The sequence below is a fragment of the Anoxybacillus kestanbolensis genome, assembly GCF_001996285.1.
Lineage (GTDB): Bacteria > Bacillota > Bacilli > Bacillales > Anoxybacillaceae > Anoxybacillus > Anoxybacillus kestanbolensis_A.
This window is the reverse complement of record NZ_MQAD01000005.1, coordinates 515,911-539,410: the sequence shown is the minus strand read 5'-3', so window position 1 is coordinate 539,410 and position 23,500 is coordinate 515,911. Positions and strand designations below refer to the sequence as shown.

General features: G+C 42.0%; 28 protein-coding genes. 24 read left to right on the top strand and 4 right to left on the bottom strand.

Annotated elements, in window-relative coordinates; translation table 11 throughout:
- Window positions 1-80: 80 nt before the first annotated feature.
- The 13 genes from BO219_RS05105 to BO219_RS05040 all read left to right on the top strand — a co-directional run bounded on the left by BO219_RS05105 (window position 81) and on the right by BO219_RS05040 (window position 10,457).
- On the top strand, window positions 81-1,037 hold the full coding sequence (locus BO219_RS05105) for an ABC transporter substrate-binding protein (protein WP_077428938.1): 957 nt from the start codon (window positions 81-83) through the stop codon (window positions 1,035-1,037).
- Window positions 1,003-2,049, top strand: a complete 1,047-nt coding sequence (locus BO219_RS05100; RefSeq protein WP_077428652.1) for a FecCD family ABC transporter permease — start codon at window positions 1,003-1,005, stop codon at window positions 2,047-2,049. Before BO219_RS05105 ends, BO219_RS05100 begins: the two co-directional genes overlap by 35 nt.
- Entirely contained in the window at window positions 2,046-3,494 is a 1,449-nt protein-coding gene (locus BO219_RS05095) for an adenosylcobinamide amidohydrolase (RefSeq protein ID WP_077428651.1), read from the top strand. Before BO219_RS05100 ends, BO219_RS05095 begins: the two co-directional genes overlap by 4 nt.
- On the top strand, window positions 3,494-4,426 hold the full coding sequence (cbiB, locus tag BO219_RS05090) for an adenosylcobinamide-phosphate synthase CbiB (RefSeq protein WP_077428650.1): 933 nt from the start codon (window positions 3,494-3,496) through the stop codon (window positions 4,424-4,426). Before BO219_RS05095 ends, cbiB begins: the two co-directional genes overlap by 1 nt.
- Complete coding sequence (gene cobD / locus BO219_RS05085; protein ID WP_077428649.1) at window positions 4,401-5,450, top strand: threonine-phosphate decarboxylase CobD; 1,050 nt, start codon at window positions 4,401-4,403, stop codon at window positions 5,448-5,450. The genes cbiB and cobD overlap by 26 nt, the downstream gene beginning before the upstream one ends.
- Window positions 5,447-6,004, top strand: coding sequence for a bifunctional adenosylcobinamide kinase/adenosylcobinamide-phosphate guanylyltransferase (locus tag BO219_RS05080; protein WP_077428648.1), 558 nt, complete (start codon window positions 5,447-5,449; stop codon window positions 6,002-6,004). Before cobD ends, BO219_RS05080 begins: the two co-directional genes overlap by 4 nt.
- Window positions 5,977-6,726 carry an adenosylcobinamide-GDP ribazoletransferase gene (locus tag BO219_RS05075; RefSeq protein WP_077428647.1) on the top strand — a complete coding sequence of 250 codons (750 nt, stop codon included), beginning with the start codon at window positions 5,977-5,979 and terminating at the stop codon, window positions 6,724-6,726. Before BO219_RS05080 ends, BO219_RS05075 begins: the two co-directional genes overlap by 28 nt.
- Window positions 6,684-7,280 (top strand): histidine phosphatase family protein, encoded by a 597-nt coding sequence (locus tag BO219_RS05070; RefSeq protein ID WP_077428939.1) that lies wholly within the window; start codon window positions 6,684-6,686, stop codon window positions 7,278-7,280. Before BO219_RS05075 ends, BO219_RS05070 begins: the two co-directional genes overlap by 43 nt.
- Complete coding sequence (locus tag BO219_RS05065) at window positions 7,232-7,660, top strand: bifunctional adenosylcobinamide kinase/adenosylcobinamide-phosphate guanylyltransferase (RefSeq protein WP_077428646.1); 429 nt, start codon at window positions 7,232-7,234, stop codon at window positions 7,658-7,660. Before BO219_RS05070 ends, BO219_RS05065 begins: the two co-directional genes overlap by 49 nt.
- 11 nt (window positions 7,661-7,671) lie before the next feature.
- Window positions 7,672-8,259 (top strand): cob(I)yrinic acid a,c-diamide adenosyltransferase, encoded by a 588-nt coding sequence (locus BO219_RS05060; protein WP_077428645.1) that lies wholly within the window; start codon window positions 7,672-7,674, stop codon window positions 8,257-8,259.
- Window positions 8,256-8,726, top strand: coding sequence for an ECF transporter S component (locus tag BO219_RS05055; RefSeq protein WP_077428644.1), 471 nt, complete (start codon window positions 8,256-8,258; stop codon window positions 8,724-8,726). Before BO219_RS05060 ends, BO219_RS05055 begins: the two co-directional genes overlap by 4 nt.
- Window positions 8,719-9,420, top strand: a complete 702-nt coding sequence (locus BO219_RS05050; protein WP_077428643.1) for an ATPase — start codon at window positions 8,719-8,721, stop codon at window positions 9,418-9,420. Before BO219_RS05055 ends, BO219_RS05050 begins: the two co-directional genes overlap by 8 nt.
- Window positions 9,421-9,644: 224 nt before the next feature.
- Window positions 9,645-10,457 carry a histidinol-phosphatase gene (locus BO219_RS05040; protein WP_077428641.1) on the top strand — a complete coding sequence of 271 codons (813 nt, stop codon included), beginning with the start codon at window positions 9,645-9,647 and terminating at the stop codon, window positions 10,455-10,457.
- Between the two features lie 29 nt (window positions 10,458-10,486).
- Here BO219_RS05040 and serA read toward each other — a convergent pair whose 3' ends face one another.
- The 3 genes from serA to BO219_RS05025 form a co-directional block, all read right to left on the bottom strand.
- Window positions 10,487-12,061: a phosphoglycerate dehydrogenase gene (gene serA, locus BO219_RS05035; protein ID WP_077428640.1), complete on the bottom strand. Its 1,575-nt coding sequence runs from the start codon at window positions 12,059-12,061 to the stop codon at window positions 10,487-10,489.
- Window positions 12,062-12,235: 174 nt separating this feature from the next.
- Window positions 12,236-12,733 (bottom strand): inorganic diphosphatase, encoded by a 498-nt coding sequence (locus BO219_RS05030; RefSeq protein ID WP_006319351.1) that lies wholly within the window; start codon window positions 12,731-12,733, stop codon window positions 12,236-12,238.
- A gap of 118 nt (window positions 12,734-12,851) precedes the next feature.
- A complete protein-coding gene (locus BO219_RS05025; RefSeq protein WP_066325905.1) occupies window positions 12,852-13,100 on the bottom strand; it encodes a ferredoxin in 249 nt (82 codons plus the stop codon).
- A 200-nt stretch (window positions 13,101-13,300) separates the two neighbouring features.
- Between BO219_RS05025 and BO219_RS05020 the strand changes: the two genes are divergently transcribed.
- From BO219_RS05020 to BO219_RS04980, 9 genes are all read left to right on the top strand, one after another.
- Window positions 13,301-14,323 carry a YpbB family protein gene (locus BO219_RS05020; RefSeq protein WP_077428639.1) on the top strand — a complete coding sequence of 341 codons (1,023 nt, stop codon included), beginning with the start codon at window positions 13,301-13,303 and terminating at the stop codon, window positions 14,321-14,323.
- Window positions 14,316-15,761 (top strand): RecQ family ATP-dependent DNA helicase, encoded by a 1,446-nt coding sequence (locus BO219_RS05015; protein ID WP_077428638.1) that lies wholly within the window; start codon window positions 14,316-14,318, stop codon window positions 15,759-15,761. The genes BO219_RS05020 and BO219_RS05015 overlap by 8 nt, the downstream gene beginning before the upstream one ends.
- Window positions 15,754-16,344 (top strand): CPBP family intramembrane glutamic endopeptidase, encoded by a 591-nt coding sequence (locus tag BO219_RS05010; RefSeq protein WP_006319361.1) that lies wholly within the window; start codon window positions 15,754-15,756, stop codon window positions 16,342-16,344. Before BO219_RS05015 ends, BO219_RS05010 begins: the two co-directional genes overlap by 8 nt.
- On the top strand, window positions 16,337-16,858 hold the full coding sequence (locus BO219_RS05005) for a LysM peptidoglycan-binding domain-containing protein (protein WP_006319362.1): 522 nt from the start codon (window positions 16,337-16,339) through the stop codon (window positions 16,856-16,858). The genes BO219_RS05010 and BO219_RS05005 overlap by 8 nt, the downstream gene beginning before the upstream one ends.
- A 60-nt stretch (window positions 16,859-16,918) precedes the next feature.
- On the top strand, window positions 16,919-17,359 hold the full coding sequence (locus tag BO219_RS05000) for a YpbF family protein (protein WP_077428637.1): 441 nt from the start codon (window positions 16,919-16,921) through the stop codon (window positions 17,357-17,359).
- Window positions 17,360-17,404: 45 nt separating this feature from the next.
- Window positions 17,405-17,779: a hypothetical protein gene (locus BO219_RS04995; RefSeq protein WP_077428636.1), complete on the top strand. Its 375-nt coding sequence runs from the start codon at window positions 17,405-17,407 to the stop codon at window positions 17,777-17,779.
- Window position 17,780: 1 nt separating this feature from the next.
- Window positions 17,781-18,542 (top strand): metallophosphoesterase, encoded by a 762-nt coding sequence (locus BO219_RS04990; protein WP_077428635.1) that lies wholly within the window; start codon window positions 17,781-17,783, stop codon window positions 18,540-18,542.
- An 82-nt stretch (window positions 18,543-18,624) separates the two neighbouring features.
- Window positions 18,625-19,545 (top strand): MerR family transcriptional regulator, encoded by a 921-nt coding sequence (locus BO219_RS04985; RefSeq protein ID WP_077428634.1) that lies wholly within the window; start codon window positions 18,625-18,627, stop codon window positions 19,543-19,545.
- An 81-nt stretch (window positions 19,546-19,626) separates the two neighbouring features.
- Entirely contained in the window at window positions 19,627-20,214 is a 588-nt protein-coding gene (locus BO219_RS04980; protein WP_035019793.1) for a genetic competence negative regulator, read from the top strand.
- Window positions 20,215-20,240: 26 nt separating this feature from the next.
- On the opposite strand, the gene BO219_RS04975 is transcribed toward BO219_RS04980, so the two are convergent.
- A complete protein-coding gene (locus BO219_RS04975; RefSeq protein WP_077428633.1) occupies window positions 20,241-20,927 on the bottom strand; it encodes a PIG-L deacetylase family protein in 687 nt (228 codons plus the stop codon).
- 184 nt (window positions 20,928-21,111) lie between these two features.
- Between BO219_RS04975 and BO219_RS04970 the strand changes: the two genes are divergently transcribed.
- Window positions 21,112-22,377, top strand: coding sequence for a Glu/Leu/Phe/Val family dehydrogenase (locus BO219_RS04970; protein ID WP_077428632.1), 1,266 nt, complete (start codon window positions 21,112-21,114; stop codon window positions 22,375-22,377).
- Window positions 22,378-22,447: 70 nt separating this feature from the next.
- A complete protein-coding gene (locus BO219_RS04965; RefSeq protein WP_077428631.1) occupies window positions 22,448-23,428 on the top strand; it encodes a YpdA family putative bacillithiol disulfide reductase in 981 nt (326 codons plus the stop codon).
- Window positions 23,429-23,500: the final 72 nt, after the last annotated feature.

Genomic DNA, 23,500 nt, shown 5'->3' with positions numbered 1-23,500 from the left:
GGAGTAATTATCTTTTGTTGTTTCCAGCTCATTCCGTTTGGGGTGAGCTTTTTATTTTTATACATAAAAAAGGGGGAAAAATGATGAAATGGAAACATTACGTATGGCTTCTTGCGCTTTTGTTGACGCTCGGATTAGCGGCATGCAACAATAACGCAGAGCCAGCAAAAGAGACGAAGCAAGAAGCGAAAACGGAACAAGCCGCATTTCCAGTCACCATAAAAGATGCGGTTGGTGATGTCACGATTGAAAAAGAACCGAAAAAAATTGTTTCGCTTATTCCGAGTAATACAGAAATTGCGTACGCATTAGGACTTGGTGACAAAATTGTTGGTGTCAGCGACTTTGATAACTATCCAGAAGATGTGAAAAACAAAGAAAAAATTGGTGGTATGGAGTTTAATGTAGAAAAAATTATTTCGCTTCAACCAGACGTTGTGCTTGCGCATGCATCGAGTGCTCATAACTCTGAAGAAGGATTAAAGCAATTAAAAGATGCAGGCATTACAGTTGTTGTTGTACCAAACGCAACGTCGCTCAACGACGTATATGCATCGATTGAACTCATCGGAAAAGCGACAGGAAAAGTGAAAGAAGCGACAGATGTTGTACAACAAATGAAACAAAAAATTGATGCCATCGCTGAAAAGGCGAAAGAAGTGAAAGAAGAAGCGACCGTTTGGGTAGAAGTTTCTCCTGCTCCAGAAATTTATACAGCTGGAAAAGGAACTTTTATGGATGAGATGTTAACGATCATTCATGCGAAAAACGCAGCCGGCGACCAAGAAGGATGGCCGATGTTTACTGAAGAAGATGCGGTGGCGTTAAATCCAGACGTCATTATTACGACGTACGGTTACTATACACCGAACGCTGTCGAGCAAGTGCTCGCTCGCCCAGCTTGGAAAGAAGTTCCTGCGATTAAAAATAAACGCGTATACGATGTTAATTCCGATTTAGTTTCTCGTCCAGGACCACGTTTAGCTGAAGGGGTCGAAGAAATTGCCAAAGTCGTTTATCCAGACATTTTTAAATAACTATATGACTGCATCCATCATTGCGATCGTTGCACTATTATTAGGGATATCGATTGGATCACAATCGATTCCCTTTTCTTCTATATGGGACACGTTGTCGCATCATTTGTTTCATACACCGATGGACGTTCCCGCCACCATTTCGCAAATTATTATTGCGATTCGTGTGCCGAGAGTGGTGCTCGCCTTTTTGATTGGGGCGTCCTTAGCACTTGCTGGTGTAGCGTTCCAAGGGCTTTTAAAAAACGTTTTAGCTGATCCGTATACGATTGGAGTATCATCTGGCGCTGCTGTCGGAGCGGTACTCGTCTTCTTTTTTCAACTTCATTTGTCGTTTCTCGGACGCTTTACGTTACCGATCGTGAGCATTATGTGTGCGCTCGTGACATTATTGTTTGTTTTATTATTTGCTCGACTTGCAGAACGCAATATGGGAATTGAAACGATCGTTTTAATCGGCATTATCATGAATGCGTTTTTCGGCTCGGTTATTTCACTTATGGTTGCCCTTAGTGGTGAGGAATTGCGTCAAGTCATTAGCTGGCTCATGGGAAGCGTCGCGATGCGCGGTTGGTCATATGTTTCTTTATTTGTACCGTTTTTTATCATCGGTTCTCTCGGCTTATTTACACATATTCGCGAGTTAAACGCTTTTTCATTTGGCGAGCGAACAGCAGCAAACATTGGCGTACATGTGTTGCGAAAAAAGTTATGGATTTTACTTAGCGCTTCCTTGCTTACAGGCGCAGCGGTAGCTGTATCGGGCACGATCGGCTTTGTTGGGCTTGTCATTCCGCATATGACGCGTTTGATTTGTGGGGCAAATCACCGGAAATTATTGCCACTTTCTTTTTTGTACGGTGGCACGTTTTTAGTGTTAGCAGATGTTGTGGCACGAACGATTGTTTCACCGAGGGAATTGCCGATCGGAGTCATTACATCGTTCATCGGGGCTCCGTTATTTGCCATATTGTTATTTAAAAGTTTAAAACGGAAGACGGGATCAGTATGATTGATGTCAAACACATTTCGTATCAATATGGAGAAAAACAAGTATTACAAAACGTTTCGTTTACTGTTTATGAAGGTGAGTTTTTCGGTATTTTAGGTCCGAACGGGTCAGGAAAAACAACGTTAATGAAACTGTTAAGCCGAGATCTTTCTTTACAAGAGGGGGCCATTTTTATTTGCGGGCAGCATATTGAAACGTATAAACCGAAACAATATGCCAAACTCGTTGCGACGTTGCCACAACATACAGATGTTTCATTTGGATATACAGTGAAAGAGATGGTGGAACTTGGACGATATCCTTATCAGTCATCTCTCTTTCCGCAATGGACAGAGAAAGACGAACAAGTGGTCAACGAGGCACTTCATTGTGTGACGTTAGCACATAAACAGCATGTCTTATTAGAACAATTAAGCGGGGGAGAACGTCAGCGAGCAGCGCTTGCACGCGCGCTTGCGCAACAACCGCGCGTGTTGTTGTTAGATGAACCGACGAACCATATGGATGTGGCTCAGCAGTTTAAGTTGTTGAATTTATTAAAACAGTCGAAACTGACGGTCATTGCTATTTTTCATGATATAAACATCGCATCGCTCTATTGCGATCGTCTTCTTTTTTTGCGAGATGGAAAGGTAGTGGCGTGTGGCACACCGAAAGAGTTGTTGAATGAATCGATGATTGCATCTGTGTTTGAGACGAAGATGAAGCGTTACGAGCACCCGGTATTGCCAAAACCGCTTGTGACGTTTGTTCCATTTTCAGAACAACGAATTGATGACGTGTTATGGCACGTGAGGCAGGACGAAAAGCTGCTTGTCGTTGAAACGATAAAACCTTTTAAAGTGATTTCATCGGCTCTTGTTGGCGGCGGTATGCGTTGGGCAACAACGTTTGTGAATCGGCACGTTTCGCTTGATTATTATTGTGATGATGCTGAACGAGAGATGATTCAATTTTTGCGCCAAAGAGGATTTGATGAGCAATGGACCGTAGGAATGATGACAGCGGTCGATGTAAACGATGTCGCATTTGCATCTGTTCATGAAGATGTTCGTCTTTTTGTTGCAGTAACTGCTGGGGTGGGGAATGCCGTTGATAGTGCAAATGCGTGGCGTCGTACAGATACGGTTATTTCTCCTGGAACGATTAATACGTTTGTTTTCATTGATGGCCATTTGTCAGAAGCTGCATTTGTGCAAGCGCTAATGACTGTAACAGAAGCAAAAGCAAAGGCGTTGTATGATAAACAAGTCGTCGATCCACAAACGAATACAATCGCTACAGGCACGTCAACCGATTGTACGGCCATCGCCGCGTCTCAACAAGGAACATATTATGAATACGCAGGAACAATTACAACGATTGGTAAACAGCTAGCTCGTCTCGTATATGAAGCGACGCAAACAGCCATTGATCGTTATCGAAAACGAAAGGGTGAAAGTTGATGACGCATATATGGGCGGTATGGTTGGCACTTTTGCTCGATCGTCTACTCGCCGATCCCCGCCGCTTCCATCCCGTTTGTTGGATTGGACAAATGATTGCGTATATGGATCGTCGTTTCAATAAAGGAAGATGGCGAAAAGGAAAAGGAGTGTTCACTCTTTTTGTCGTCTGTACGTTCACATTTGTAATGGGTTACGCATTGATTGCAAGCGCATATCGACTTTCTCTTATAGTGGGGGTTTTCGTTGAAGCGATTATCATTTTTACTTCGATTGCGCCAACATCATTAGCAAAAGCCGCATACGATGTACTTGATCCGCTAAAAAGAGGTAACATCGATGAAGCGAGAAAAAACGTGGCGATGATCGTTGGACGTGACACAGAGAAGTTACAAGAAGATGGAATTGTGCGTGCGTGTGTGGAAACGGTAGCGGAAAATACGAGCGATGGAGTAACGGCGCCCCTTTTTTATGCTTTTCTTGGCGGGGGAGCGTTAGCCATGTTGTATCGCGCCGTGAATACGTGCGATTCGATGCTCGGCTATAAGAACGAACGATATGCTCAATTTGGCTGGGCGTCCGCTCGTTTCGATGATGTGCTTAATTACGTTCCCGCCCGAATGACAGCGCTTGCTATGCTCTTTGTCCATCGTGCCAACAGACGAGCATGGAAACTATTATTTCGTGATGCACGCAATCATCCGAGCCCAAATAGCGGATGGTGCGAAGCGGCGATGGCGGCGTTATTAGATGTTCAGCTTGGGGGAGTGAATACATATCAAGGAGTTGTATCTGTTCGTCCGACGATTGGCGATGCGTCCGTTCCGCTCACGTCTATGCATATCAAACAAGCTGTGGCGGTGATGAAACGAACGACCATTGCATTTACGATAGGGGGGAGTTTGCTTGCGCTTACCTGCACATGGGGCTAATCCGCAACGGTTATACGAAGCGATGCAAATGGAAGCCCCGCGTTCATATATTGATTTTAGCGTCAATGTAAATCCGCTTCAGCACGAACATGTGACAATAGAACAACAGTGGTTGCGTTGGATGAGTGAATATCCAGAAGAGCGAAGTGAGACGCTTCGTACGATCATTGCTGAACGAGAACATGTCATGCCGTCAAACGTCTTTGTTGGAAATGGTGCTGCTGAGTGCATTTATTTGCTTGCTGAACAATTTGCAGGAAAACATATTGGCATCATTGAGCCAACGTTTTCAGAATATCGTCAGGCATGTGAAGCTTACGGTTGTACCGTTCACTCGTTTATGCTAGATGAACATTGGCAACCACCGCTCGACCAAATGGTTGCGAACTTGCCGTCTTTACACGCGCTATTCGTTTGTCATCCGAACAATCCGACCGGTACCGTATGGTCAGAAGAAACGATGCATACGTTGTTAAATGCAGCGCATGATGAAGGAGTATATGTTGTCGTTGACGAAGCATTTTATGACTTCTGGATTGACGGTTATTCCGTTTCTTCTTTTTTACGTACGTTTGATCGTTTAATTGTGTTGCGGTCGTTAACGAAAATGTATCGACTGGCAGGTGTACGGCTCGGCTATGTGCTCGCACACGAACACGTCGTAAAAAAGTTAATGAAAAAACAGCCACCGTGGAGCGTCAATACGATTGCTCAACAAATAGCGAAACAATTATTAAAAGACGATGCATTTGTGGAGCGAACGAAAGTGTACATTGCATCGGAGCGAAAACGAGTATTTGAACAATTGAATGAACTTGGCTACAAATATTCACCGTCTGTCGTCAATTTTTATATGTTATACGACGAAACGATCACGCTTTTTCCTTTTCTTTTACAACATGGTATTGTCGCGCGGCATACGTTTAATTTTCGAGGGCTGGACGGAAAATATGTCCGTTTTGCGGTTCGAACGAAAGAGGAAAACGATCACCTCCTCTTTTATTTAAGAAGGTGGAAGCAATGATTGTATTTATTAGCGGAGGGGTGCGTAGCGGAAAGTCTTCATTCGCAGAACGATGCGCGAAAATGATCGCCGAACCGACTGATTCCCTTCATTATATTGCCACGGCGCTGCGGACAGATGAAGAAATGGAAGCGCGCATTGCTCACCACCAAGCACAACGGAAACATGACGGATGGCAAACGTGGGAACAACCGTATGATCTCGATTGTATCATGCCGATGTTTGGTGGGTGTGATGTTGTTTTACTTGATTGTTTAACCAACTTATGGGCTAATGAGCTGTTTCGCGATTATATATGGGATGTGAAGGAAAAAGTACCACGTATCGTGCAACAAATTAAGCAATTAGGGAACAAAGCAAAAGGGCTTGTGATTGTAAGTAACGAAATATTTTATGACGGTATACCAAACGAACGAGGAACGTATACGTATATGCACGGTCTCGGTTTATTGCATCAACAGATTGTTGCGTGTAGCGATGTAGCCATTTTGATGCGTTACGGCTTGCCCATTGTGAAGAAAGGAAGATGGCCATGTGGCACGGAGTGGTCTTAGCGATACAGTTTTTAACGATCATCCCCATTCGTATGCAAGTGGATTGGAATGAACGAACAGCGCGTGTGGCTGTCCTTTCGTTTCCTTTCGTCGGTGCAATCATCGGACTTTTTCTTGTTGCCATACATGTGGTACTGTCCGATCACATTTCTTCGCTTGTTTTGTCGTTTTTATTATTATTTTCCTCTATCTTTCTTTCAGGAGGATTGCACGCGGACGGATGGATGGATTGTAGCGATGCATATTTTTCGTATCGTGATCGACAGCGACGTCTCGATATTATGAGCGACTCTCGTGTCGGAGCATTTGCGGTGTTATCCATTTTATTTTTGCTCGGTTTTCGTTTCATTTTTATGTTTGAAACGGTTTCTCATATGTCGTTGTTTTCCCTTTTTTGTATTCCGTTATTTTCTCGCTTTGGAATGACGTTGCTTTTATTGACAACACCACTTGCGAAACAAACCGGGATGGCGGCAGCCTTCCGCCAACATATCGATCATCGGTATGCGCCATTTCTCGTTGTATACGGCCTGATTGCTTTGTTATCGTTTGAAACGATCGTATTATTCTTATCATTAATGTTGTATTATGTTGTCGCGCGTGTGTTTGCGATAAAGCAGTTTGGTGGGATGACAGGAGATGTGCTAGGTGCGTTTATTGAAGGGAGTGAAACATGTTTGTGGCTTGTCATTTGGCTATTACATATATTCGCCATTTTGTAACGAAAGAAAACGAGGAGAAACAATATATCGGTTGGACGAATGTACCTATTGTAAAGCAACCGCGTGTGTCGCATCAGCTTGAAGCGGATATTGTCATGACAAGCGACTTGTTCCGTTGTCGGCAAACGGCGTATGTTTTGTTTCCAAATCACGTCATTGAATGTTCCTATCGTTGGCGTGAACTCCATTTTGGCGATTTTGAAGGAAAAACGTATGAGCAATTGCAAGCAGTTGAAGCGTATCGCCATTGGCTCGATGATCCGGTTCGTTATGCACCTCCGAACGGAGAGACGTTGACCGAGTTTGAGACACGTGTGGAACAAGCGATTGATGATGTTGTTTATCGGTCGGTATCGCATGTTGTTGTTGTCACGCACGGTGGAGTGATTCGTTATATATTATCAAAGTACGCGTCAGACGTACGCCCGTTTTGGAAATGGCATGTCCCATTTGGTGAAGGAGTGACGCTTTATAATACGAGAGAACGTTGGAGGGAGAGAAAGCGATGCATTTCGTTAGCGGCGGTGCGTTTCAAGGAAAGCGAAAATGGGTAAACGCATATTACGCATTAACGCATACACCACATGTTTGGCATTGTGCGTATGAAAAGGCACTCCCACTCCCAAACAAATATAAAACTGTACCCGTCGTCGTCCTTGAAGGAATTGAACAATGGATTCGCGAATATTTTCTTCCTTATACAACACGTGAAAAAGAAAACATCCTGTCGTATATGAATGCATGGGAGCGATGGGAAAAAGAGAAAGAACGGACGGTCGTTTGGATTGGTTGCGATATGAATCAAGGGATCGTACCAATCGATGCACATGAACGAGCGTGGCGAGACGCAGTTGGTTGGACGTATCAACAACTTGCGCACATATGTAGTCGTGTAGATTATGTATGGTGCGGCATAAATGAACAAATAAAATAGGGGTGATTCGGATGAAGTTGTACACAAAAACAGGTGACAAAGGACAAACGAGTTTAGTTGGAGGACGAGTTGATAAAAACGATGTGCGCGTAGAAGCGTACGGAACGATTGATGAAGCAAATTCGATGATCGGCTGGGCAATGACGTTATTGCAAGACGAAAAGTTTCGTGATATTTATCAAGAACTGCAACGTATTCAACATGAACTTTTTGATTGCGGTGGTGATTTAGCCATTGTCGGTGAAAAAATACCATATAAAGTAAAAGTGGAAATGGTGACGTTTTTAGAAGAACGCATTGATGCATATATTCAACAAGCGCCGCCGCTTGAACGGTTTATTTTGCCAGGGGGGTCTCCACAAGCTGCTGCGTTACATATGGCACGGACGGTGACACGAAGAGCAGAACGTTGTGTTGTAGCGTTAATGAAGCAACAACAAACGAATGAAGTCGTTTTACAATATATGAATCGTTTATCAGACTATTTATTTGCCGTTGCGCGCGTCGTCAACGCTCGCTTGCAAGTAAAAGATGTAGAATATGAACGAAGCGCGATTGTGTTTCGTGATAAAAATGAAAAAAAAGGTGAATCGGAATGAGGCGTTTCACGTTGCTTGTTATGTTTATTAGTCTATCTGTCATCGGCTCGCTTATCAAAATCCCATTTACAATCGGAAGTATTGCGCTCGATAGCGCACCTGCGGTTGTAGCAGCTGTTTTGCTCGGGCCAACAGCTGCTGCGGTTGTGTCAAGTGTTGGACATGTTGTATCTGCTTTATTTGGCGGATTTCCGCTTGGTCCATTTCATATACTTGTGGCTATTGAAATGGCCGCTCTTTTATACATTGTCGGTTTGTTGATAAGACGAGGATGGTTCATTTTTAGTTATGTATGTTTTTTTATCGGTAATGCACTACTTGCACCGTTACCTTTTGCATGGATCATGAGCCCGGCGTTTGTACTTTCTATCATTCCGTCTCTTGCATTAGCTACGGGCGTCAATTTAGCGATTGCTGTTGTCGTGTCGAAAGCGTTGCAACGCGCGTGGGGGAAGCAGCATGCGTGACGTATTATGCGTGCCATTTGATGAACAACACGAGCTCGTTTTTGCCGCTGACTGTTCAGGTGGAATTGGCTTAAAGCAATATGATGTTGTTCAAGCGCCATATGATGTTGTTAGTTACTATGGAGCTCGCGTTTCGCTTATGGAACTGATGAGCATTGGAGCAACGCCAAAAGCTTTTGTACTACAAAACTTTGTCGATGATCGTTCATGGGATGCACTTGTTACAGGCGTCCAACAAACGATGGTGGAGTTACAGTTGTCGCTTCCTATAACAGGAAGTAGCGAATCAAATATGCCGCTTATGCAATCAGCTGTTGGAGTTGTTGCTGTCGGAACGGTACGGAAAGAGGAAAAGAGAATAAATATTACACCAATGGATGCACGTTGGGCTGTCATCGGAGAACCACTCGTTGGTGAAGCGGTCATACGTAAGAAAGATCGAATCATTCCGCTTTCTTTATTTCGCATGTTGCTGCAGGTAGATGGAGTGTATGAAATAATCCCAGTTGGTTCAAAAGGGATATCGCATGAGTGGAAGCTTATGCACGGGGAACGCCCACTTCGTTGTTCCCTTCCGTCACATGCTTCTGCTGGCCCAGCGACATGTGTGCTTGTAAGTTATCATCAAAAGCAAGAGCCGTTATTGCAGTCACTTGCTGGAACGCTTTTTTATCCGATTGTAAATGAATTGTAAAATGTCATGTTTTATCGTTCTAACCGTTCGTATTTTTGCATACAACATATATGGTTATCGCGAACGGGAGGGAATAAACGATGGAAGATATGATGAAACGAGTGCTCGTTGTTGTTGGGATGGCTGCATGCATTCATTTACTGTTTCTTGTTGGATTAAACAACTAGAAAAAGAGAACGTTGTGCTATATAATGTAAAACAATACGAGAGAGGGGGAGAGAATGATGTTAACAGATTACCATAATCATTTAGAACGTGGGACGTTAACGCTTGATTATTTAAAGCAATTTACGGACGAAGCTGCGCGGAAAGGCATTGAACATTTCGGTATTTCCGAGCATGCGTATCATTTTTATCAAACAAAAAATATTTTATCGAATCCATGGATTGAAGCGCGTCGCTACTATGATATGGCCGATTACGTTCGTTTGTTTCACGAAGCGTGGGATGCCGGAATTGATGTGAAAATGTCGATCGAAATGGATTACACGCCAGGCAAACATGAAGAAATGGCGCAGTTTATTCGCGCTTACGATTTTGATTATGTCATTGGCTCGATTCATTGGGTTGATGATTTTGGTATCGATTTAGCTGAGTTTCGGAAAGAGTGGGATCGTCGCGATCTATACGATACATATCGAAAATATTTCGATCAAGTGGTGACGCTAGCTGAGTCGAACTTATTTGACATTATCGGTCATTTAGATTTAGTGAAAATTTTTAAATACGTGCCAGAAGATGAGGAATTTTTGTTAGAACAGTACGATCGTGCCACGACGGCACTAGCCAACTCGAAAACGTGCGTTGAAATTAGTACAGCAGGTTTGCGTAAACCTGTTGGGGAACTATATCCTGATCCTCGTCTATTACAAATGTGCTACGACAAAGGCATTCCAATTGTGTTATCGTCTGATGCACACGTGCCGCAAGATGTTGGGGCGGATTATGATCGAGCGATCGCTCTCGCTACAACAGTCGGTTACAAGGAAGTTATGACGTTTTGTAAAGGGGAACGAAAAGCGGTTCCACTTGGATAAAAAAAGGTTCAGCTGCGCGGCTGAACCTTTTATACTTCTAATCTTTTGACAACATCAATATCGCTAATTTGTTCGAGCGTTTCAACGAGTGCGTCATCAAGTGGTTTATCGAGTGAAAGCATCATAATCGCTTTTCCACCCGCTTCTTGGCGACCAACTTGCATCGTTGCGATGTTTACTTGATGGTCACCTAAAATGTTACCGACTTTTCCGATCATTCCCGGTTTATCATGATGTTGAATGTACAACAAATGCCCTTCTGGAGCAAAATCGATCGCAAAGCCATTAAAATGAACGATCCGGTCACCGTAGTGGGCAATATGGGTACCTTTCAACGTAAATGTTTTGTTTTCGCCATATACAGTTAACGTAATGCTGTTGTTGTAGTCGTTTCCGTTTGCTGAAAATTTTTCACTAAAGGCGATGCCGCGTTCTTTGGCGATCATTGCTGCGTTTACTTCGTTGACAGTTGAAGCAACGCGAGGTTTTAAAAATCCAGCAAGCAAACTACGCGTAATGAATGTCGTTTCTAAATCAGCAACAGATCCTGAATACGTAATCGCAATTTCTTGAACCGGCTCGCTCATATATTGCGAAGCTAAAATACCCATTTTTCGAGCCAATGTATAAAAAGCTTGAATTTTTTCGTATACATCTTTTGAAAGTGTCGGCAAGTTAATCGACGATGTGACCGGTTTTCCTTGTAAAAATGTTAATACTTCTTCAGCGACTTGTGTCGCTACGTTCACTTGCGCTTCGACTGTCGATGCCCCAAGATGTGGAGTGACAACGACGTTATCAAAAGAGAGAAGCGGATGGTCTCCCGGTGGCTCTTGTTCAAATACATCGAGCGCAACGCCTGCCACATGTCCGTTTTCTAAAAACGGAATGAGCGCTTGCTCGTCGATGATGCCACCGCGCGCGCAGTTAATTAAATATACACCTTTTTTCGTTTTTGCTAAGTTTTTTGGACCGAGAAGCCCTTTCGTTTCTTTTGTTAGCGGTGTATGTACAGTAATGATATCTGCTTGTGCAAGCAACGCATCAAGCGTGCAAACATCGACACCAATTTTTTCTGCTCGTACTTTCGTTAAAAATGGATCGTATACGTGAACGTGCATACCGAATGCGCGCGCCCGTTTCGCTACTTCAGAACCGATGCGACCAAATCCAATAATCCCTAAATGTTTTCCGAATAACTCGACACCGACGAAAGCGGAACGATTCCATTCACGTGATTTGACTGAAATGTGCGCTTGTGGAATACGGCGCACTAATGAAGCCATCATCGCAAATGTATGTTCCGCTGTCGAAATTGTATTGCCGTTTGGAGCGTTAATGACGACGACACCGTATCGTGTAGCTGCATCGACATCAATATTGTCCACCCCGACGCCAGCGCGTCCTACAATTTTTAAATTCGTCATTTTTTGCAGTAATTGTTCAGTCACTTTTGTCGCGCTACGAACGAGCAGCGCATCGAACTGATCAAGTTCGTCCTCCACCTCGCTTACCTTTTTTTGCACGACTTCGATCGTTGGATCAGCAAGGAGTGGGGCAAGTCCTTCTTCGCTCATTGCATCAGCTACTAAAATGCGAATCACAAACATTCGCTCCTTTCAATTAATAAGTTTTTAAATTTCTGATAATTTAACATACCCGTATGCACGTGTCAATAACTTTCGGAAAGGTCATACAAATGAAAGCGTTTTTATATATGAATGTTCGGAAAAAAGACAAAAAGCTGGCCAAAAGCCAGCTTAACGCATGAAGTGTATTTATTTTTGTTCGTTGTAACGAGCGATGCATTCGTCAATGAGTTTTGCAGCCGCTTCTGGGCCTTCCCATGTACCGATTTCTGTTTTCTTTCCTTCTAGATCTTTATAACGTTCAAAGAAATGAGCGATTTCTTTTAATTTATGTTGTGGAAGATCTTCAAGGCTACGCACATCAGCAAAGCGAGGATCGTCAACAGGCACACCAATTAATTTTGCATCTTCTTCGCCACCGTCTACCATGTTTAAGTAGCCAAGGACACGTGTTTCAATGACGCAACCAGGGAATGTCGGATTTGTCACGATAACTAAAATATCGAGCGGATCGCCATCTAATGCAAGTGTATTTTCTAAATAGCCGTATTCCGCAGGATAAAACATTGGTGAATATAAGACGCGATCGAGTTTAAATACGCCACGCTCTTTGTCATATTCATATTTGTTTTGGCTACCTGTTGGAATTTCAATAAACGCTTCAACAACCTTGTTTTCAAACGCCATGCCAAATTCCTCCTTTTTGTTATGTATACTTTTTTATTATAGTCGATTGGACAAGTGGTGACAATGACTGAACGAAAGAAAAGGGCAAGCTTCACGTGAAGTTTGCCCTTAGTTGTTCTTATTCAAATTTGTTTGGATCGCCATCAAATGGCTCGTCCGCGACTTTGATCGAGTCTGTTGGACAGCCTTCAAACGCATCCATCATATCGTCAATCAATACGTCTGGTATTTCGACAATACCTTGGTTGTCGTCCAATGTCACGTAAGCGATACCTTCATCATCGTAATCGTAAATATCAGGTGCAGCTGCTCCACATGCACCACAGGCAATACATGTTTCTTTGTCAACAATCGTGTACTTTGGCATACAATGACCCTCCTTAATTATATGGAACCAATCGTTTCATATGAAACGTTGGAAACGTATTCCTCACACTTTTATAATAAATGTGTTGCGGTAACTTTTCAATAAAAAACTCCAATGAAAATGCTTATCAGTATACAGTTTTCCCTCACATTGCTTCGCTTAATCTGGTAAAATGAAAGGGAAAATGGAGTGAATGTCGCATGTTACAACACATCGTTTTATTTTGTATCGACCGATTTCGGGGAGAACGGTCGCTCGCTGCGATCGATCATTTACTGAATGGCAAAAAAACAGCACAAACGTTACAAGATAGTAAATGGTATGATGTTAGTCGTCTATTTGGGACGGTACCAATTGACCGTACTCGTTTATTTGACGTCACACGAGCATTAGAGATGGATGGACTGATTTTCCAAGTGGACGAACACATATATTGCACAACCGCAAGTGGAAAAGAGAAAATCCGACATTTTATACTTCCTCCTTACATTGATGGATGGAAATATATGAATGAGGCTTCTTTGTTTTGGAAAAGGTTGTCTTTACTTATCCAAACGCTCGCAAACATCATTCATCGCACATCATTTGAGCCTGTACATCGCGATGAACACATTCAATCGTTCGTGAAGCGGTGGCTGTTTCAACATAAGCATATACAAGCGCTCGCTCGTTTATTATATGAAGAAATGTACGAGCTACTTCGTTGTGTAGAGGAAAAAGATGCTAACATTTTCGTTTGGCGGTTGACAAGCCATGAGCGTATCGGATGGACGAACGAACAAATTGCCTATGCCATAAAGGAGGAAGATGTAGCGGTTTTGTTATCGTTTCAAAATGTTCTTCATTTTATGCTTGAAATGACAGAAAAAGAAAAGGAAAAATTTCCGCTTCTTTTTTCACTGCGGGAACAAAAACGTTTCCTATTAACGAGTTCCGCTCAAAAAACATGGGAATTGCTAAAGGAAGGGTATTCACTCGAACAAATTGCCGAGTTGCGTGGATTGAAAAAAGGAACGATTGAAGATCATATTGTCGAAATCGCCACATATATTCCAACGTTTGTGACGACGCCATTTTTAGAGGAGAATAAACGCAAGCGCATTATTCAACAAGCACAAAAATTACAAACGAAAAAATTACGGGCGATAAAAGAAGTGTTACAAGACGTTTCTTATTTTGAAATTCGGCTTGCGTTGGCAAGATGGGAGAGGGAAGATGCTTAACATATTAAAGGAACGATTTGGTTACGATTCGTTTCGCATGGGGCAAAGAGAAATTATTGAAGATGTGCTGAATGGACGAAATTGTGTTGCTATGCTTCCGACCGGTGGCGGAAAGTCGCTTTGTTATCAGCTCCCGGGTTATATATTAAACGGCAGTGTGTTAATTATTTCCCCACTCGTTTCGCTTATGGAAGATCAAGTACAGCAGCTTAGAAATCGTGGTGAAAAACGTGTTGTAGCGCTCAATCGTTTTCTGTCTTATCGCGAAAAACGAGATGTGTTGCGTGAGTTAGCGTCGTATCGTTTTATTTATGCTTCGCCTGAAATTTTACAATCCCCTTTACTTATCGAAGCGTTAACACGCATAAACATTTCTTTGTTTGTTGTAGATGAAGCACATTGTATTTCACAATGGGGACATGATTTTCGCCCTGACTTTTTAAAGCTCGGTCTTCTTCGCCAAACGCTCGGCAATCCGCCATGTTTAGCGTTAACGGCTACAGCTACACGTCAAGTTATTGCTGATATTGTAACGACGCTTAAACTCGATGACGTTAAACAACATATATACCCGCTCGATCGCCCAAATATTTGTTTATACGTGCAATATGTTCAAACGGTAGAAGAAAAAATCAAGGCGTTAAAACAGCTTGTCTCCACGTTACCTAAACCGGGAATTGTGTATGTAGCTAGTCGACAATGGGCAGAAACATTAGCAGAAGTGCTTCGTGAGGATCATCGCGTAAGCTATTATCATGGAGGTATGGATGGTGAACAGCGACTTCTTATTCAACAACAGTTCGTTTATGATCAGTTAGACGTCATTTGTTGTACAAATGCGTTTGGAATGGGTGTTGATAAACCGAATGTTCGCTTTGTTATCCATTTTCACTTGCCGACACAACCAGAAGCATATTGGCAAGAAGTTGGGCGCGCTGGGCGCGATGGAAACGAAAGTATTGCCATATTATTGTATGCCTCAGGCGATGAACAAATGGGACAATTGATGATCGATATGGAATTTCCGACAAAAGAACAAATTGTCTATGCATTGGACGCTCTACGCCATGGGCGGAAGGAAATGGGGTTAACAGACGTGCAACAACGTCTTTTATTGTATTGGCTAGAACAAATGAATATGCAAGAAGATATACACACTTTAGCTAATCAACTATACGCCCATATAGAACAAAGAAAACAAGAAAAAATAAAAAAATGGGTATTTATGCAACGATGGATAAACGAACAAACTTGTCGTCGGCGTACGATGCTTTCATATTTTGAGCAACAACCACTTCCGAATGAGCGTTGCTGTGACCGGTGTGGCGCTGATATATACGTAAACGCCCCTGTAAAACATATTCAACAAATACATTTGCGCCCGTGGCAGGAAGAGCTCTGTTTCATGTTTGCAATAAAGGTGAGGACAAATGATTAAAAAACAAATGGAGATAGCTAGTCAAATGAACGATGAAGAAATCGTTTATCATCTATATGTAACACAAGCGCTTATTTTTCTTATTGCGCTCATTTTAAGTGTATTTTTATTTACGCCTGCGACCTTCTTTTCGATGTGGCAGTGGGATATACGGGAAATACTATTGTACGGTAGCGGTTGTGCGGCGCTTGTTCTTTTTGTCGATTTTTTACTTATTCAGTATGCACCTGAACAATGGTATGATGATGGTGGAATCAATGAAAAATTATTTCGTTCACGTTCGGTACCGCACATTTTTATCATGACTATGGTCATTGCATTTTGTGAAGAGCTATTGTTTCGTGGTGTCATTCAGACGCATGTCGGCCTATTTTTCGCAAGCATCATTTTCGCTTTATTGCATATTCGTTATTGGCGAAAATGGCTCCTTCTTTTGGCTGTCGTTAGTTTAAGCTTTTGGATTGGACTTATCTATGAATGGACAAGCAATTTATGGGTCACGATTTTTGCCCACTTTCTCATTGATTTTATTTTAGCGTTACACATCCGGTATCGTACAAAAGAGGTGACAAACGATGCGTAAAGACCAAGCGGAAAATTTGCGTAAAAAAATGGAGAATATTAGTAAGCAACAAGAAGACGATGAGCTTCAGTTGCCACCGCGCAGCGAAGTGCATAAAAAGAAAAAAACGAAATGGAAAGTTAAACATCCACTCGTTCGCATTCTTGCGCTCTTTTTCGTTTTATTGCCGATTTCCATTTACAGCATATATCACTTAGTTGAGAAGCGTCCCGTCCAAGTCGTGACGATTGATGATGAAAGCTATGAGACTGTTGATGTCGATCAACAAAAAGGGCATAAGCCACAACAAAAACCGCTTGAAAACGAAGCAAAAGAAGAGGAACAAGAATCGAATGAAACAGAATCATCTTTTATTTATCATACCGTACAAGAAAATGAAACGTTATATAGCATTGCGATGAAATATTACGGAAATGAAAAAGGAATGGACCTCATTAAAGAATGGAATCATTTAACGAGCATGAAACTACAAAAAGGACAAGTGTTAAAAATTCCAAATATGAATGGAAAATAAGGTATACCACTTTGTCGATGGACATACAATCGTAGTAAAACACGATCGGCAGGGGTGGCTATGATTTTCCCAATTGAATTAGATGAAGTGACAAAGGCGATTTTACAACGAATGATAACGCATAAAAGAGAATGGGAAGACATGAAAAAAAGAATGAAGTGGTCGTTCATTTTGTTTTTGTTTTCACTCGCTTTATTTGGATTGTATATATACCAAACGGTTGTTATTCCAAATCATTCGTCCACAGAACGAATGATTGTAGCAGCGATTGATAATGAACGCATTTTTTGGTTTACTGCATTCGTTGGATCGCTTGGTTGGTTTGTTTCATTTTGTAAAAAGAAAAGTGATAAAGCGGAGCAAGATTTCCATGCACTCCGCTGTGAGTTCATTCAAAAAAGTAGCGAATTACTTGAAAAACGAACGTGGGAAAAAAGGCACGTTCTTTACGAATGGATGAAAGAAACATATGATATCACGCTTTATCATGAAAATAAGTGACCACACACTCTCTCGCTTCATATGTTGAAAAAGGGAGGGAGCAACATGTGGTTTCTTTTTATTGTTGGATTGTTATGTGGCTATTTTATGATCGCTTGGACGCCAACGGTCGAGCCGTTCGTGTTTGAAGTGTTTTTGACCGACATCATTTTTGACCCAATGAAAACATTTTTTGCGCTTGTTAGTTTCTTTATCGGTTTCATTTCCAATGCGATCCTCATTCGCGCAGCGACTTGGCATACGTTACAAGCGTGGCGAAAGGAACCGACGAATCGAAAAGAGCAATTTCTTTCGTATAGCGTATTACTGACGTTTTTTATATTGGCGATGATTGATGTAAAAAAGACGACGATTTTTTTTCTCTTTTCTCTCATATATGGTATGATGTCAATGAGTGTATACAAAGAGAGGGAAAATTGAAATGGTGTATATTGTAGCAATATTTGTAGCACTTATGTTATACATGTGGATCGAAGCACATCGGAATCGCGTTATTTTTCATTCATTGCCATTTTCAACGTTTCCAGAAAGCTTTTCTCGCCTTCGTATTTTTTTTATTTCAGATATTCATCGTCGACGTGTATCGAAAACGTTAATTGGCTCATTAAAAGGAAAAGTCGATCTTGTTATTATCGGCGGCGATTTAACAGAAAAAGGGGTTCCGTTTTCGCGTGTTAAACGAAATATTGAGTTGTTGAAACAGCTCGGTCCCGTTTATTTTGTTTGGGGAAATAACGATTACGAAGTAGATTACCATGAGTTAGATGCACTATTGCTTGAAAATGGCGTGAAAATATTAGACAATACGGCAGTTACATTTGAAAGTGAGCAAGGTGATCGCATCGCTTTGCTCGGTGTCGATGATATGAACAAAAGGCGAGATCGGCTCGAGCTTGCGTTGAGCGATGCCGAACAGACAACGTTTCGCATCCTTGTTAGCCACGATCCGCGCATCATTGAAAAAATTAAGCCACAACATGAAATTGCGCTCGTTTTAAGCGGACATACGCATGGCGGACAAATTCGTCTCGGACCGTTTGGGCTATATGAAAAAGGATGTTTGCGAAATATAAATGGGACGATGCTACTTGTGAGCAACGGATACGGGACAACGACGCTTCCATTTCGTTTCGGTGCACGTGCGGAAACGCATCTGATCGAGTTAAAACATAAGAAAAGTTAAGCAAAACTTATACAAAATTTACACACCTCCGTCATGTTCGCTATAATGTTGACAGAATGATGCGAAAGATGGAGGATTTTATATGTCGACGCAAGAAGGAAAATATAATGTGAAAGCAGTGTCAAACATGTTAGGTATTCAGCCTGGGACGTTGCGGGCGTGGGAGCGCCGTTATCAAATTATCGCCCCACCGCGCAATGAAGCGGGACATCGTCTATATACAGAGGAACAAGTGCAAATATTGAAATGGCTCGTTGATAAAGTGAATCAAGGATTCACGATTAGTCAAGCTATTTCACTGTTAGAACAGCGACCGTCAGAGGTGCGTATACAAGCAGAAGATCATGTCACTACGCTTCGAGAACGATTGTTGCGAGCTCTTTTATCATTTGAAGAGTGGACAGCACATGAATTGCTAAATGAGGCGTTCAGTTTATATACAGTTGAGAAAGTTGCACTCGATATTCTAAGCCCATTACTCGTAAAAATCGGGGACTTATGGGAAAATGAAAAAATTACGAGCGCGCATGAACATTTCGCTTCTGCCTTTTTACGGTCACGACTTGGCATGGCGTTTTCTATGATTCCTGTAAATCGCTTGCTTCCAAAAACGATTTCCGTTTGCGGACCAAATGAATGGCATGAACTTGGGTTACTTATTTTTACTTTATATTTGCGCAGAAGGGGTTACGAAACGATTTATTTAGGGGCAAGCATCCAGCAACAAGATTTATCAATTGTCATTCAGGAAGTAAAGCCATCATACGTCTTTTTATCTTGCACGTTACAACAAAATGTACAAGCGACGCTAAAACTCGTCGATCAATTGAAACAAACATACCCACATATTCGTATTGGAATTGGGGGACGGGCGTTCGATAAAGTTGATGAACAAGTAAAAGACAAGTACGGTGATTATTTTCTCGGACAATCAAAAGAGCAATGGGACGAGTGGTTAAAATCGAATGAAAAATACTTGTCTAAAAGGGAGAAAAAGATGTAAACTCATTAGTAATATGACGAACATTTTTACACGTTCGTCATATGCTAACAGTAAAGTCTGTGTAGGTAAGGAGGGATGTTTATGCGGCTTGAACGCTTAAACTACAATAAAATTAAAATATTCCTCACATTTGACGATCTAGTCGAGCGCGGGTTAACGAAAGAAGATTTATGGAAAGATACGTTTAAAGTGCATGAACTATTTCGTGATATGATTGAGGAAGCAAGTGAGGAGCTCGGCTTTGAAATTAACGGGTCGGTCGCTGTTGAAGTGTACTCTTTACCGGCACAGGGCATGGTCGTGATCGTAACGAGCGAAGGTGAGATGACAGATGAGGAAGACGAGTTTAGCGACGATTATATTGAAATGCAAGTCACGCTAGATGAAAGCGATGATATATTTTTCGAATTTCAAACGTTTGAAGATGTCATTCAATTAGCGACGCGTCTTTATTCGCTCGGTTGTCATGGCGGCTCGCTTTACAGTTATGAAGGACGCTTTTATTTACATTTTGCAGAATCTGTCATTCCAACAGATGATTTTGTTGCTATTTTAGCTGAATATGGAAGCCCATCGACATTGACGATTTATCGTGTCGAAGAGTACGGCAAAAAATTGATCGCCAACGAAGCGATTGACCAACTATATAAATACTTTGTAAAAAAATAACCTTCGCTTATTGCGAAGGTTATTTTTTAAAATGGGTAAGGTGGTTCATCTTCTTTTGCCCATGCACGTATAAAGTATTCCTTATTTTGAAATTTATGAAATGAGTCATGATGGACAGCTGGAAACACACGTTCAACGGATAAATGTTGTGTACGATGGGCAAGTAAAGCTTTGCGCACTTTTTTTGCTTCTTCATCTGTGAATGTGAAGACGATATCGATGTTTTCGATTGGGTCACCGTAACGATCCGGGCGACCAACGACAGTTACATAATACAACTGCTCTACAATATGATCCATCGACGTTACTGCTTGATACGTGGATCGTTGAATCGCTTGATGGTCTCGATGTCCCGAAATACCATGCGGTGGGAACGTCACGACAACGGTCGGCTTATATTGTTCAATAATATGACGAATGGAATCGACGAGCTGTTCTTCATGTTCGGGTAGCTTTCCATCGGGATATGTATCGGTAATGACATGATCAACACCTAAAATAGCCGCTGCTTGCTCCAATTCCTTTTTACGTACGTGTGGGAGCTCTTCTTTCGTACAAACCGGAGGATTTCCACACTTTCCGGCATCGCCAAGCGTTGCGCTATATACGATCGTTTCGACATCCTCACGCTTCGCTAATGTGGCAAGCAATCCTCCGACCGTAAACGTCTCATCATCAGGATGTGCAAAACAAAATAAAATTCGCTTTTTCATCTTTTTCGCCCCTTTCTACCGTACGTTCATTATATCGCTTTCGTATTGTGATGTGAATGATCGTTTTTTTTTGAAAACGATTACAAAAAATCAATAAAAACTTCTTTGCATATGCGCATAGAAGGTGTATACTATGACATGAAAGGCGGACAATATTTTACAAAAGGTCATGGGAGGTTTACAAATGGTAGCCGAAAAGCATACCAACGAAGAAAAACATGATGTCCTACGAGCAACACAAATCGTCATACATAGAGCGCTCGAAAAGCTCGGATATCCTGAAGAGGTGTATGAGCTATTAAAAGAGCCGTTGCGCATGTTAACGGTGAAAATTCCGGTGCGCATGGATGATGGCTCAGTAAAAGTGTTTACTGGCTACCGTGCACAGCATAACGATGCGGTCGGTCCAACTAAAGGGGGTATTCGCTTTCACCCGAACGTGACAGAACGAGAAGTGAAAGCACTTTCCATTTGGATGAGTTTAAAATGTGGGATTGTTGATTTACCGTATGGCGGTGGAAAAGGTGGAATTGTATGCGATCCGCGTACCATGTCATTCCGTGAATTAGAGCGATTAAGTCGCGGTTACGTTCGCGCCATTAGCCAAATCGTCGGCCCAACGAAAGATATTCCTGCGCCTGATGTGTTTACAAATTCACAAATTATGGCGTGGATGATGGATGAATATAGCCGAATTGACGAATTTAACTCGCCGGGATTCATTACAGGAAAACCTCTTGTACTCGGTGGTTCACACGGTCGTGAAACGGCAACAGCAAAAGGGGTTACTATTTGCATTCGTGAAGCGGCGAAAAAGCGCGGCATCGACTTAAAAGGCGCGCGTGTTGTTGTGCAAGGATTCGGTAACGCAGGAAGCTATTTAGCGAAATTTATGCACGATGCCGGAGCGAAAGTGATCGGCATTTCTGATGCATACGGCGGTTTGTACGATCCGAACGGTCTTGACATTGATTACTTATTAGATCGTCGCGACAGCTTTGGTACGGTAACAAAGTTGTTTAAAAATACAATTACAAACAAAGAATTGCTTGAACTAGAGTGCGACATTTTAGTGCCAGCTGCGATCGAGAACCAAATTACAGAAGAAAATGCCCACAACATTAAAGCGAAAATCGTCGTCGAAGCGGCAAACGGTCCGACGACGTTAGAAGCGACAGAAATTTTAACGGAGCGCGGCATTTTAATCGTTCCTGATGTTTTAGCAAGCGCTGGTGGGGTAACAGTTTCTTACTTCGAGTGGGTGCAAAACAATCAAGGATATTACTGGACAGAAGAAGAAGTGGAAGAAAAGCTGGAAAAAGTGATGGTGAAAGCGTTTAATAACGTATATGAAACTTCACAAACGCGTCGCGTCGATATGCGCTTAGCGGCATATATGGTCGGTGTACGTAAGATGGCGGAAGCATGCCGTTTCCGTGGTTGGATTTAATATTTGCATGAATACAAAAAATCTCCTATCATTGTATGATAGGAGATTTTTTAATTGGGGTGAGCGTCAAGTGAAAAAAGAACAAATTATTATTGTCGGTGGAGGACCATGTGGGTTAGCAGCTGCGATTGCTTTACAAAACGCAAACTTTTCCCCGCTTGTCATTGAAAAAGGAAACATCGTCAATTCACTATATCATTATCCGACACATCAAACATTTTTTAGCTCGAGCGACCGCTTGGAAATTGGTGGTGTTCCGTTTATTACTGAAAATCGAAAGCCGAAGCGCAATCAAGCGCTCACTTATTACCGAGAAGTTGTCACTCGAAAAAACATTCGCGTTCATGCATTTGAAAAAGTCGAACGCGTAACGAAGCAAGCGAATGGCTCGTTTATTGTTGAAACGAGCAAAGGTACGTATGAAGCAACATACGTCATTATTGCGACGGGATATTACGACAACCCAAATTATATGAACGTGCCTGGCGAACATTTGCCGAAAGTGACGCATTATTTTAAAGAAGCCCATCCGTACTACAACACAGATTGCGTTGTCATCGGAGGAAAAAATTCAAGCGTTGATGCAGCATTAGAACTCGTGAAAGCGGGGGCGCGCGTCACCGTTTTATATCGCGGTTCCCAATATTCTTCAAGCATTAAACCATGGATTTTGCCTGAATTTGACTCCCTTGTGCGCCAAGGGGTCATCACGATGGAATTCAATGCACATGTGAAAGAAATTACAGAAGACGCCGTCATTTATACAGTAAATGGTGAAGAAAAGAAAATAAAAAACGATTTCGTGTTTGCGATGACAGGATATCATCCTGACCATGATTTTTTAAAGAAAATGGGCGTTTATATTGACGCTGAAACAGGCCGGCCAACGTACAATCCAGAAACGATGGAAACAAATGTGGAAGGTATTTTTATTGCAGGCGTCATTGCGGCTGGAAATAACGCAAATGAAATTTTTATTGAAAACGGTCGTTTTCACGGTGACTTGATTGCTGCATGCATTGCTAAAAGAGAGAAGAAGGTGTCCGAATAAAATTCGGGCGCTTTTTTTTATTGTTTTATATTGTTAACTGTAATAAAATATAGGTTGACAAATAAGGGGGGA